This window comes from Ideonella azotifigens (assembly GCF_006519715.1).
GTDB classification, from domain to species: Bacteria; Pseudomonadota; Gammaproteobacteria; order Burkholderiales; family Burkholderiaceae_C; genus Ideonella; species Ideonella azotifigens.
Genome location: NZ_VIDT01000089.1, coordinates 1 through 12,981 on the forward strand (window position 1 = coordinate 1; position 12,981 = coordinate 12,981).

Below are 12,981 nucleotides of genomic sequence, written 5' to 3' on the forward strand. Positions count from 1 at the left end.
CTGCCGTGGCGGCAGTGCCCGCACCGGCACCTGTTGCCGCTGCTGGTGCTGCGAGTGCTGCAATGGGCCGCGACCAGATGATCGACATGCTGCTTGCCATCGTCGAAGACAAGACTGGCTACCCGCGCGACATGGTGGGCCTGGACCAGAACCTTGAATCCGACCTGGGCATCGACTCGATCAAGCGCATCGAAGTGGTCGGCGCCATGCTGCAGAAGCTTCCGGAAGGGCTGCGTGCCAGCCTGACCGAAAGCCGCAGCAAGCTGAACACCCAGCCGACCTTGAATGGCATGTTGGACATCCTGTCCTCCGCCAAAGCAGGAAGCGTGGTGGCAAGCCCTTTTGATGTTGCCGAGACGGGATCAAAGGTTATCGCTGCGAGCAGCGACAGCCACCCGCCTCGGCATGTCATGGTGCCTGCGCACGAAAGCATCGACGCCGATGCGCTGAAACAGCTGCAACCCGGCCTGTTCGTGATCACAGAAGATCTCGCAGGCCAGGCCAAGGCCTTGGCTGGCGCCCTGCGCGAGCAGGGGCGCGAGTCCGTCCTGGTCGGGCGGGCCGTGCTGGGCAGCGAATCGGCCTTGATTGAATGGGCAGCGGCCCTGCGCCAGCAGGCGCAACCGCTGGCCGGTGTCATCCACCTGGCGGCATTGGGCGGGGAACTGCTCGCGCCGCAAGGTTCGGTGGCCGAATGGCGCCAGCAATTGCTGACGCATGAAAAGTCCTTGTTCCTGCTGTTGAAGGAACTGGCCTCCCGCCTGACCGAAGGCTCGCATGTGATGGCTGTCAGCGCGCTGGGCGGTCATTTCAACCGGGCGGGTGAGCACACGCCTGCCGGCCTGTCGCTGCAGAGCGGCGCGGTCGGCATGCTGAAGTCCTTCCACGAAGAGCGGCCTGAGCTGCGCGTGAAGGCGGTGGACCTGGACCCGGGCCAGTCGGCTGCGGCCCAGATCCAGACGGTGATGTCGGAACTCGAAGTCGTGGGTGGCCGCCAGGAAGTTGGCTATCCGGCTGGCCAGCGCACGGTGTTCCGCACCGAGGCGGTGGTGGTGCCGACCGACCCTGCGAACCTGGAAAAACTGAAGGGCATCGTGGTGCTGGCCACCGGTGGTGCCCGCGGCATCACGGCCGAAGTGTTGCGCGAGCTCGCGTTGCCCGGCAATACGCTGGTGCTGACCGGCCGCGGCGCCTGGCCCGAAGCCGAGCCGGCCGAACAGGCCGCGCTGACCACGGAAGGCGCACTGCGTGCGCACTTCATCGCCCTGGTGCGTGCGGGCAAGCTCAGTATGAAGCCGGCGGAAGTGCAGAAGAAGGTGCAGGCCGTGCTGGCCGCGCGCGAGATGCACGGCAACAAGGCCGACTTCGAGCAGCGCGGTGCCAAGGTGGAATACCACCCGGTCGACGTGGGCAGCGACGACGGCATGAAGGCCTTGCTGGCCGACCTGTACACCCGCCACGGCGCGGTGCACGGCGTGCTGCACGGCGCGGGCGTGATCGAGGACAAGCTGCTGGTCGACAAGGCCTCGGACAGCTGGGACCGTGTGGTCGGCACCAAGGTCATGGGCCTGCTGCTGCTGCAGAAGTACCTGAAGCCCGAATCGCTGCGCTTCCTGAGCGTGTTCAGCTCGGTCGCTGGCCGTTACGGCAACAGCGGCCAGTCCGACTACGCGACCGCCAACGAACTGATGAACCGGCTGTGCTGCCAGCTGCAGCGCCGCTGGGAATACAAGGTCAACGTCAACGCCCTGTGCTGGGGCCCATGGGGCCCGACGATGTTCGGCGCCGGCATGGTGACGGCAGAGACCGAAGCCAAGTTCGCCGAGAAGGGCGTGTACCTGGTGACCGCCGAGATGGGCCGCCGCCTGCTCAAGGACGAGCTGATGCGCAGCGGCGTGGACAACATCGAGATCATCTGCGGCGCCGGTCCGTGGGAAGCGCGCGAGGCCGACCTTGGCCGCATCCGGCGCCAGAACCCTCCGGCCCCACGTGAGGTGCTGGGCTCGCTGCTCGGCCCGGCCGAGATGATGACGCTGCCGATGGGCGGCCAGGTCGTGACCTTCAACGTCGACGCGAACCACGTCTACCTGCAGGAACACTGCATCGACAAGACGCCGGTGCTGCCGGCAGCCGCCGCGCTGGAGTTGCTGGCCCAGGCCGGCCGCACGCTGTGGCCGGGCTGGAACGTGGTCGAGGTGCGCGACTTCCGCCTGATGAAGGGCGTGGAGCTGAAGGAGGCCACCCGCAAGTTCGACATCGTGATCAACCCGCCGCCGTATGGCAGCGCGGAAGGCTTCGAGGTCAACGCAACGCTGCAGTCCGAACAGCAGGGTGGCAAGTCGGTGGTGCACTACAAGGCCGTGCTGCGGCTGGAGCAGCGCATGCCCGAAGGTTTCACTCGGGCGCCGCGTGCCCGCTTCGACAAGAAGCTGCCGGTGGCCCAGGCCTATGACGAGTACCTGTTCCACGGTCCGCGCTTCCAGGTGATGAAGACGCTCAAGGGCTTGTCGGCAGATGCCGCGGCCGCCACCGTCGCACCCAGCAAGCCGGCCGAATGGATGGGCCATGTGCCGGCCGAGCAGGACCGCTGGGTGTTCGACCCGGCGCTGATCGATGCCGGCCCGCAGCTGGCCATCGTCTGGGACCGCCTGTTCCGTGACGAGACCTGCTTGCCGACCCGCTTCGGCCGCGTGTCCCGCTATGTGGAACAGCTGCCGGCGCAGATGACGATGGAAATCGAGATCGTGCCGCTGGAAGACAGCAGCTTGGTCGGCGCCAACGTCTACTACACCAACACCGCCGGCGAGGTGGTGATGATGATCGAGGACATGCAGTGCATCTCCAGCAACGCGCTGAACCGCCTGGGCGGCACGGCCCGGCTGGCAGCCAAGTCCTCTGTCTGAAGCTCCTGATTGCGCACCATGACTGAATCGACCCAAGGCGCCGCCGCCACCGGTGGCATCTCCAGCAAGGCCGACGTGCCTGCCGCCGTTGCCATCATCGGCATGGCCTGCATGTACCCGCAGGCCGGCAGCATGCATGCCTTCTGGCGCAACATCATCGGAGGGGTCGACGCGATCACCGAGCCGGTCGAGTCCTGGGACGCCCAGCGCTACCTCGACACTGGTCGCATCAAGACGCCGTTTGGCGGCTACCTGAAGGACCTCTACCGCTTCGATCCACGCGAATTCGGCATCATGCCGAACTCGCTGGACGGCGGTGAGCCGGACCAGTTCCTGGCGCTGAAGGTGGCGGGTGATGCGCTGCGCGATGCGGGTGGCCGCTACGCCGACCCGAAGTACGACCACCGCGACACCGGCATCGTGCTGGGTCACAGCACCTACCTGCACCGTGGGCAGGGCACGCTGATCCAGAATCACATCGTGGTCGACCAGACCATCGAGATCCTGCGTGCCAGCTGCCCGCACATGACGGAAGAGCAGATCGAGGCCGTGCGCAGCATGCTGGCCAAGAAGCTGCCGGCCGCCAGCGCCGACATCGCGCCTGGCCTGGTGCCCAATGTGATGACTGGCCGCATTGCCAACCGGCTGAACCTCAAGGGCCCGAACTACCTGGTCGACGCGGCCTGCTCGTCTTCGCTGCTGGCCGTCAACGCCGCGATGGACGAACTGCGCCTGGGCCGCAGCAAGCTGATGCTGGCGGGCGGCGTGAACGCTTCGCTGCCTGCGGAAGTCTCGGTCATCTTCACCCAGCTCGGCGCCTTGAGCGGCCGCGGCAAGGTGCGCCCGTTCGAAAAAGGCAGTGACGGCACGTTGTTGGGCGAAGGCCTGGGCATCGTCGCGCTGAAGCTGCTGGACGAAGCGCTGGCCGATGGCGACCGCATCTACGCTGTGGTGCGTGGCGTGGGCCAGTCCAGCGACGGCCGTGGCACCGGCCTGCTCGCGCCCAGCATGGAAGGCGAATCGCTGGCGATGAAGCGCGCCTACTCTGACTGTGGCGTGGACCCATCCACCATCAGCCTGATCGAGGCCCATGGCACAGGCATTCCGCTGGGTGACAAGACCGAGATCGGCGCGCTGAAGAGCATCTTCGGCGAACGCACGGCAGAGCAGGGCACGATCGCGCTGGGCTCGGTCAAGTCCATGATCAGCCACACGATTCCGGCCGCCGGCATGGCAGGCCTGATCAAGAGCGCGCTGGCGCTGCACCACAAGGTGCTGCCGCCGATGCTGTGCGGCGAGATCAATCCGGATCTGGGCATTGACCAGACGCCGATGTACATCAACAACCAGACCGGGCCGTGGATTGCACCGCAAGGCGCGCCGCGCCGCGCGGGTGTCAATTCCTTCGGTTTTGGCGGCATCAACACCCACGCGGTGCTGGAAGAAGCGCCGGCTGCGGCCCTGTCGCCGCAGCGCTTCATGCCCTGGTCGGCCGAGCTGTTCGTGCTGTCGGCCGATTCCGCCGAGGCGCTGAAGACGCGCGTGGCCGAGGTGCAGGCCCTGATCGAAGCGCGCCATGACCTGACGCTGTCCGACTTGGCCGGCACGCTGGCTGCCACCGATGCGCAAGCCGCCTGCCGCCTGGCGCTGGTCGCGTCCGACAAGGCCAGCCTGTCCAAGCAGCTGACACAAGCCGTCAAGAAGCTGAGTGATGGCAACCCGAACTGGTCCACCCGCAATGGCATGGTCTACAGCAGCCAGCCGATGCAGGGCAAGCTGGCCTTCATCTTCCCGGGTGAAGGTTCGCAGTACCCCGGCATGCTGGGCGATCTGGCGCTGTGCTTCGACGACGTGCGCAACTGGCTGGACTTCTGGTGCAGCCTGTATCCGGACCAACCGGGCGAGCGCCGCACCGACATTGCCTACCCGCCGTCCACTGGCCTGAGCGCCGAACGCCGGGCGATGCTCGAGCGCCGCATGAACGACATGGACGTCGGCTCCGAAGCCGTGTTCGTCGGCGGCCAGGCGCTGAACCAGCTGCTGGGCACGCTGGGCGTGCAGCCGGACGTGATGCTGGGCCACAGTTCAGGCGAATCGTCGGCGCTGGCGGCTTCGGGTGCGATTCCTGCCGCCACGCCGCAGGAACTGGCCGAGTTCATCCGTGAGCTGAACAAGGTCTACCGTGCCGAACTGGCCGATGGTTCGATCCCGACCGGCGCGCTGCTGGCCGTCGGCGCGCTGCCGCGCGAGCAGCTGGACGGCTTTGTCGCCGAAGCCGGTGCCGGTGTGTACGTTGCGATGGACAACTGCGCGAACCAGGTGATCCTGTACGGCTCGGCCGAAGCCATGGCCGCGCTGCAGGCCAAGCTGACGCAGGTTGGTGCGATCTGCATGATGCTGCCGTTCGACCGCGGCTATCACACGCCTGCGTTCGACACCGTCACCAAGGCCTTCCTGAAGTACTACCGCGCGATCAAGCTCGGCGCGCCGCGCGTGCCGATGTACTCGTGCGCTTCGGCCAATCTGTTCCCCGAAGGCACGACCGCGCTGCGCCAGCAGGCCGCGGCCCAGTGGTCCACCACCGTGCGCTTCCGCGAAACCATCCAGAAGATGCACGACGACGGCGTGCGCTGGTTCATCGAGGTCGGCCCGTCGGCCAACCTGACGGCCTTTGTCAACGACATCCTGGCCGGCCGCGAATACACCGCCATTGCCACCAACCAGCGCCGCCGCAGCGGCATGGAACAGCTGCTCAGCGTGCTGGGTCAGCTGTGGGTGCATCAGAAGCCGGTGGGCCTGGCCACGCTGTTCAATGGCCGCAAGCTGAACACCGTGGAGCTGACGGACCTGACCGTGCCGGCGCCCAAGGGCGTGTTACTGGACAACACCATGCCGCAGATGCACCTGAACGAAGGTGAACGCTGCCGCCTGCGTGACCTCGCCGCACTGCCGTCCGAAGCGGTGCCGGTGGCTGCACCCGTGCTGGCTGCCTTGCCGCCAGCAGTGCAGGCGCCCGTTGCTGCAGCCGTTGTGCCGGTCGAAGCGCCTGCTCCCATGGAGGAGCTGTCGCCGCTGGACAGCGAGGTCGCGCTGCGTGGCCAGGTCATGGGCGAATACTTCGACGTGATGCGCGGCTTCCTGGAACAGCAGCGCGCGGTGATGGATCGCCTGCCGATCGAGTCCGACTGGGACGAGTCAGCCGAGGCTGTCGCCGCGGAGCAGGACCCGGTGGCGGCTGCCATGGGATTCCTTGACGAGATCCTGGAATTCGACGAAGAACACCTGGTGGCGCGTTCCGCGCTGAGCCTGGAGCGAGACAACTTCCTGCGCGACCACGTGCTGTCCGGCCGTGTCTCCGCGGATGACCCGCAGTTGGTCGGCCTGTCCTGCGTGCCGCTGATGGTGAGCCTGGAGATCATGGCCCAGGCGGCCGCTGCACTGGCCGGCAGCGTCAACGTCTGCGTGATCGAGAACGTGCGCGCTTTCGACTGGATCGCGCTGGACGATGGCGAGATCGAGCTGAAGGTGCAGGCCAAGGTGATGAACCGCGAGCAGCAGCGCTTCAGCGCCTTGCTGTCCGGGCCGTCGGGCCGGCTGGTGAGCGCGGAGTTCCGTTTTGCACCGGTGTGGCAACTGCCAGCCGCCAGCAACCTGACGGAGTGGCGCAGCTCGCTGTGGAACGACCAGGAGCTCTACACCTGCGGCATGTTCCATGGCCCGGTGTTCCACAGCATCGAGCACATCCACGGTTGGGACGACGCGGGCATCGATTGCGCGCTGTCGCCGGTCTCGCTGGACAGCTTCTTCACCCCGGGCCAGCAGGCCACGCTGGTGCTGAACCCGGTGCTGCTGGACGCAATGGGTCAGTTGGCAGCCTTCTGGATCGCCCAGTACGTGGGCACGGACTTCAACTGCTTCCCGTCGACCATCGACCGCATCGAGCTCTACACGCCGTGCCCGAACGCACAGCCTGGCATGCAGCTGCGTGCGCGTCACTACTCGCTGGACGCGTCCAACAATGAGGTGTCGGCGCCGCGCGCCTGGCAGTTCGAATGCCTGGACGCCAGCGGCCAGCCGCTGGTGCGCGTCAACAAGCTGGTCAACATCTTCTTCTCGGTACCCAACCGCTTCTACCAGGTCCGCCGTGACCCGCTGAACGGCTGGCTGGGTCAGCCGCTGGCGGCTGGCGCTGAAAAGGGCACCTTGCTGTGGCGCCTGGAACACCTGCCGGAAGACTTCTGCGCCCAGTCGGGCAACATCTTCCTGCGCATCCTGGCGCACATCTACCTGAGCGTCGAAGAGCGCGAGGAGTGGGCGGCGCTGACGGGCAGCGTGCGTCGCAAGCGGGAGTGGCTGCTGGGTCGTGCCTGTCTGAAGGAAGCCGTGCGCCAGTGGATCCAGTTGCAGACCGGCCAGCTGCTGTATTCGTCCGACATCCTGGTTGGTCACGACGAGTTGGGCGCGCCCTGGGTGGACGGCTGGTGGCGCGACCATCTGGTGCCGGCGCCGCAGGTGTCGCTGTCACACAACGAAGCTGGTTCGCTGGTGGCGGTGAATCACCCGGATGCACCGGTGGGCGTGGACGCGGAGCAACACGGCCGCATCCAGAACCCCGAGCTGTTTGCGACCTCGCTGACCGCGGCCGAGCGGGCTGCACTGGCCGCATTGCCGGCCGATCAGCAGGCTGGCCGTTTGCTGGCGCTGTGGTGCGCCAAGGAAGCTGCGGCCAAGTGCCTGGGCCTGGGCCTGCAAGGCCAGCCGGAAGCCTTTGCGGTGGAGTTTCTCGATGCAGCCGGCCTGCAGGCCCGTGTGAGCCATGCCCAGGCACTGCTGGCGGTGACGATTTATCGCGACGAGGGCTCGCTGATCGCACTGGCCACAGAGAGCGGCGACCGGGTCGAGGTCCACTGAAGTGGGGACGCTGGTGGAAACGCTTGTAAGTGGCCTGGCTCAGGCAGGGGTGGAGCCGGCAGAATGCGTAACCATGCGTGACAGCAGGATCGCCGCGCCTCGTATTTCAGCCGACTGCCGCTCAACCCGCCCCGTGCGCGGACCGGCGGAGCGGTGGCATGCAGGTGTGTTTATTGCTTTCAGTCTGAGCAGTCACGCATCAGCGTCCCTGAACCCTCGGCAACGTCGACGTGAGCGCAAGCTTGCCGCGTACCACCGGTTCGTGATGCGACCGCAGATGTTGAGCCTTTCGGAGTAATTGCCATGCCTGTCGCTCAAGTCAATGGAGCCCGGCTGAACTATGTTCAGATGGCGCCGGAAGATGCCACCGATGAGGTCGAAGACCTCATCATGGTGCACGGATTGGCCACCAACATGGCCTTCTGGTACTTCCACTACGCGCCTGTTTTCTCGCAGCGTTTCCGCGTCACGCTGTTCGACCTGCGCGGCCATGGTCGCTCGGAGATGACCGAAAGCGGCTACGAGCCGCCCGACCTCGCGCAAGACCTGCTGGGCCTGATGGACCACCTGGGCATCCGCAAGGCGCATTTCCTGACCCACAGCTACGGCGGCGTGGTGGCGCTGAACGCCGCCTGCCTGGCGCCGCACCGCTTCAGCAGCCTGGTGCTGGCAGACACCCATATCGCAGCCGCTCGCCACGAACACCACTGGGAAGCCGGCCAGTTCGGCACCAAGATGCAGGCCGTGCTGGACGAGCACGGCATCGGGCTGGACACCCGCGACCCGTATTTCGGCTACAAGCTGCTGACCGAGGTGGCCCACCTGCAACTGCGCAGTGAGGAAGTGCCCGCGGTGCTGCAGGAGATGGTCAGCCCGTTCATCGGCAAGTACGGCAACCGCACGGCCAGCCAGTGGATCCGCCTGATGGACCAGACCAAGGCCTGCACCGAACTGATGGGCGACGACGGGCTGCGGCTGGACGAACTGCGCAAGCTGCAGTTCCCCATCATGGCCATGTACGGCGACCATTCGCAAGCCCGGCTGACCGGCCGCGAATTGCTGGAAGTCTGGGGCCACGCGGTGTTCCGCCGCGTGCGCGATGGCGGGCATTTCTTCCCGTCGTCCCGGCCGCAGGAACTGATTTCCGGCTGCAACCGCTTCTGGGGCGGCGAGTTTGGCGTGCGCCACGAGCTGCGCACCGGCGAGCCCAAGCGCAACTTCTTCCGCAGCGACCGCATTTTCCAGGCTGGCGAAGCCTGGTATTTCACGACCCGGGAGCACGCCCGTGTCGGCCCTGCGGCCAGCCGAGCCGAGGCCGAACAGGTCCTGGCTTCTTTCATTGCCGCGATGGCAACGGAACAACTCAGTGCAGTCTCGCAATAAGAACAAGCTCGGCGTTCATCCCGGACTCGGTCAACGCGATTTCAAACTGGTTGCCCACGGTGGTTTTGGCGATGGCCTGAATGCCTATGCGCATTCGATGGCCTGGTACAAGGACCGGCTGTACGTGGCGACCACGCGGGGCAACTTCCCGTTCATGAAGGCCCGCCTGCCGATCGGCATGGACATCTGGCCGGTGGAGTGCCCCGAGAGTCCGTTCGATCTGGACATGGGTGCCGAGATCTGGTGCTACGACCCGCACGAAGGCGTGTGGGAGAAGCGCTTCAAGGCGCCGATGATCGTCGGCAGCCATGGCAAGCTGATCCCGCGTGAGCTGGGTTTCCGCGGCATGGTGGTCTACACCCCGCCTGGCAGGCCGAACGAGCCCGAGCTGTACGTCAGCACCTGGTCGCCCGCGCGCGGCCCCGGCCCGAACATCCTGCGCTCGACCGACGGGCATCACTTCGAGCCGACCTGCGAGCCCGGCCTGGGCCTGCCGGTCACGACGATCCGCACCATGGTCCCGTTCAAGGGCCGCATGTTCACGACGCCGGCTGGCTCGCGCGGCGGCAATCCGAACGTCTCCGGCCACTCGGTGGTCTACGAGAGCACCGACCCCGCCAGCGGCGAATGGGAGCCGGTATCGGACTTCGGCTTCGGCGATTCCGGCAACAAAACGATCTTCGAGATGTGTGGCTTCGGTGACCATCTCTACATCGGCACCTTCAATCTGGAAGGCTTCCAGATCTGGCGCAGCACGGTGGAAGGGGAGAAGCCCTACCACTGGGAGCGCGTGATCGAGAAGGGGGCCTACCGCGGCCCGCTGAACCAGTGCGTGCTCAGCCTGTACCCGTTCAAGGGGCACCTCTATGTGGGCGGTGGCATCCAGGGCGGGGGGGTGGACACCCAAAACCGCATCGGCCCTGCGCCGCCTGAGCTGCTGCGCATTGCGCCGGATGGCAGCTGGGACCTGCTGGTTGGTGAGACGCGCGACACGCCGCTGGGTCGCAAGGAAGCGCTGTCTGGCTACCTGCCGGGGTTCGACAATTTCTTCAACGGCTACTTCTGGCGCATGTGCGTGCATGATGGCTGGCTGTACATGGGCACCTTCGAGTGGAGCTCGGTGCTGGGTTATGCCAACCGGCGGCGTTGGCCGGAAGCGTTCACGACCATCATCAACAAGCTGACGCCGCAGTTCCTGCTGGACCATTCCTCGGGCTTCGACCTCTATCGCACCTGCGACGGCAAGAACTGGGTGCCGGTCACCACCGATGGCATGGGCAACCCGTACAACATGGGCCTGCGCACGCTGATCTCTACCCCCCACGGGATGTTCATCGGCACCGCGAATCCGTTTGGTCCGAAGATCATGCCGCTCAACGGTGACCGCTACATCCCCAATCCGCGAGGTGGCTGCGAGGTGTTCCTGGGCAGCCCGCGCGACTGAAGCGAAACAGTTCGTCACCGTGTCAACCATCTTCGCCCGCTGGGACGTTGCGAGTGCATACCCCCAAACCTGCCGCTTCGCTGCAGGCCCCCCGAGGGGGATGAGGAAGCTTGGGAGCGGCCCGGCGCTTCCTCATGCAAGCACCCTGGAGAACGAACCATGTCCCTGGTCCGAAAACGATTCATCCTGCGGGGCGGCCTGGCCGCATTGGGCGCGAGTCTGCTGATGCCTGTCTTTGCTGGCCCCCTGAAAGACGCCATCGTCGACCGCATGCTGACGCGCAAGCTGGAGCAGGCGCAAGAAGGTGGCGCCGCGGCAATGGAAGGGCAGATGCTGCCCGTGCCGCTGCCGCCCGGCGCGCGTCTGGAGAAGGATTTCAGCTACGGCAGCGATCCGGCGCAGAAGATGGACATCTACATCCCCCAGCACACGGGGCTGGCGCCGGTGATCTTCATGGTGCACGGTGGCGCCTGGATGGTCGGTGACAAGGGCATGTCCAAGGTCATCATCAACAAGGCCGCGCGATGGCTGCCCAAGGGCTATGTGATCGTGTCGGTCAACTACCCGATGCTGCCGAATTCGCCTGTCGACCAGCAGGCCCGCGACGTCGCCAAGGCCCTGTCCGTGGCCCAGGCCAACGCAGTCAGCTGGGGGGCAGATGCCTCCCGCTTTGTGCTGATGGGCCATTCGGCCGGTGCACATCTGGTGACGCTGCTCTCGGCCGACCCGCAGATCGCCTACGGCGCCGGGGCCAAACCCTGGCTTGGTACCGTGTCGCTGGACAGTGCATCGATGGACGTGGTCAAGACCATGGAAGACAAGCACTACAGCTTCTATGACAAGGTCTTCGGCAGCGACCCGAACTTCTGGCGCCAGGTTTCGCCGTACCACCGCCTGACCAAGGCGCCGCCGGGCCCGGTGCTGATGGTCTGCGGCACCGGCCGCGCCGACTCCTGCCCACAGGCCCAGGCCTTTGCGCAGAAGGTCATCTCTCTGGGCGGCAAGGCCACGGTGCTGCCGCAGGGCATGAACCATGGCGACATCAACGGCAAGCTGGGTGAGCCGGGTGCGTACACCGACACTGTCGAGAACTTCCTGCGCAGCCTGGGCGTGAGCTGAGCCTGCGGGTATTTCGGCAGGTCACCCGCGTGACAGCTGCCGGAGCGCCACAGGCGCACACTTGCCGCCATGGGAAGTGTCTACCTCGTTCGCCATGGCCAAGCCTCGTTCGGCGCGGCTGACTATGACCAGCTGAGCCCCCTAGGCGAGCAGCAATGCCAGCGCCTGGGGGCTTACTTCGCGGCGCGTGGCCAGCGCTTCGACGCGGTCTACACCGGCACGCTGAAGCGCCATGCACAGTCGCTGGCGGCCATCGCCAAAGGCATGGGCACGCCGTTGACCCCGCGCATGCGACCCGGGTTGGACGAGTACCTGCCCGAAGCTTTGGTGCGTGCAGTGCATACCGGCGAATTGCCGAAAGTGGGCACACCCGACGCGGTGCGGGCTCACTTCCGGCTGCTGCGCCAGGGGCTGCTGGCCTGGATGCAGGGTGAAAGCTCGCCCGAAGGCATGCCGACCTACCGCGGCTTTGTCGACGGCGTGCAGCTCGCGCTGCGCGATGCGCAAACCCACCACGAAGGTCAGGTGCTGATCGTTTCCAGCGGCGGGCCGATCTCGGTCGCCGTGGGCCATTTGCTCGGCGCCTCTTCAGCCGCCATCGTCGAGCTGAACCTGCGCATTCGCAACAGCGCCGTCACCGAGCTGGTCGCCGGTCATCGCGGCCATTTGCTGCTGAGCTTCAACACCTTGCCGCACCTGGACGACGCCGAAGGCCGCGCGCTGCAGACCTACGCCTGAGCAGGCGGCCACCTTCAGTGAAGCGCGGCACCCGCGGCGGCTGGATGCCGAACCGGACTGGCGCTTGCATCGACGGTGCCGGCTGCGTGGTCCAGCACCTGCCAGCCTGGTAGCCGCAGCCGGCTGACCTGATTCAGCAAAGCCTCTGTTTGCGTCGCGCTCAACTGCGAAGCAAAGCGTTGCCAGGCAACCAGCACCTTGCCATCCAATGCAGCATCTTCCAGCCGCTCGCGCCATTGCACCGGCGTGGTCGGGCGGCCGCCTTCCCAGACGCGCGGCAGCAGGCGGTGCAGCCACAGGTGGAAGGCGCGGCGCAGCGCGGCATTGGGCAAGGCATCCACCAACCGGCCGACGCGCAGGCCCCAATCGGGCTGCGCCAGCTGCAACATGGCCAGCGCTTGCAGACCTTGCAGCGGGTTGGCCAGCAGCACGCGGTTCGGCGGCAGCGCGGCCATGGGCATGTCCGTCAGTGTTTCCGCTGGC

General features: G+C 66.2%; 7 protein-coding genes. 6 read left to right on the top strand and 1 reads right to left on the bottom strand.

What is annotated here, in order from left to right; all coding sequences use genetic code 11:
• The 6 genes from FKP22_RS08335 to FKP22_RS08360 form a co-directional block, all read left to right on the top strand.
• A partial coding sequence (locus FKP22_RS08335) for an SDR family NAD(P)-dependent oxidoreductase (protein WP_211361339.1) occupies positions 1 to 2,903 on the top strand: 2,903 nt, incomplete at its 5' end.
• Between the two features lie 18 nt (positions 2,904 to 2,921).
• The gene (locus FKP22_RS08340) at positions 2,922 to 7,814 is read left to right on the top strand and encodes a type I polyketide synthase (protein WP_141286886.1); all 4,893 of its coding nucleotides are present in this window, start codon (positions 2,922 to 2,924) and stop codon (positions 7,812 to 7,814) included.
• 303 nt (positions 7,815 to 8,117) lie between these two features.
• Complete coding sequence (locus FKP22_RS08345) at positions 8,118 to 9,197, top strand: alpha/beta fold hydrolase (RefSeq protein WP_141286888.1); 1,080 nt, start codon at positions 8,118 to 8,120, stop codon at positions 9,195 to 9,197.
• Positions 9,181 to 10,641 carry a hypothetical protein gene (locus FKP22_RS08350; protein WP_141286890.1) on the top strand — a complete coding sequence of 487 codons (1,461 nt, stop codon included), beginning with the start codon at positions 9,181 to 9,183 and terminating at the stop codon, positions 10,639 to 10,641. The genes FKP22_RS08345 and FKP22_RS08350 overlap by 17 nt, the downstream gene beginning before the upstream one ends.
• Before the next feature lie 159 nt (positions 10,642 to 10,800).
• Positions 10,801 to 11,760, top strand: a complete 960-nt coding sequence (locus tag FKP22_RS08355; protein ID WP_231012361.1) for an alpha/beta hydrolase — start codon at positions 10,801 to 10,803, stop codon at positions 11,758 to 11,760.
• Between the two features lie 69 nt (positions 11,761 to 11,829).
• Positions 11,830 to 12,498, top strand: a complete 669-nt coding sequence (locus FKP22_RS08360; RefSeq protein WP_141286891.1) for a histidine phosphatase family protein — start codon at positions 11,830 to 11,832, stop codon at positions 12,496 to 12,498.
• A 14-nt stretch (positions 12,499 to 12,512) separates the two neighbouring features.
• On the opposite strand, the gene FKP22_RS08365 is transcribed toward FKP22_RS08360, so the two are convergent.
• A partial coding sequence (locus tag FKP22_RS08365) for a hypothetical protein (RefSeq protein ID WP_211361340.1) occupies positions 12,513 to 12,981 on the bottom strand: 469 nt, incomplete at its 5' end.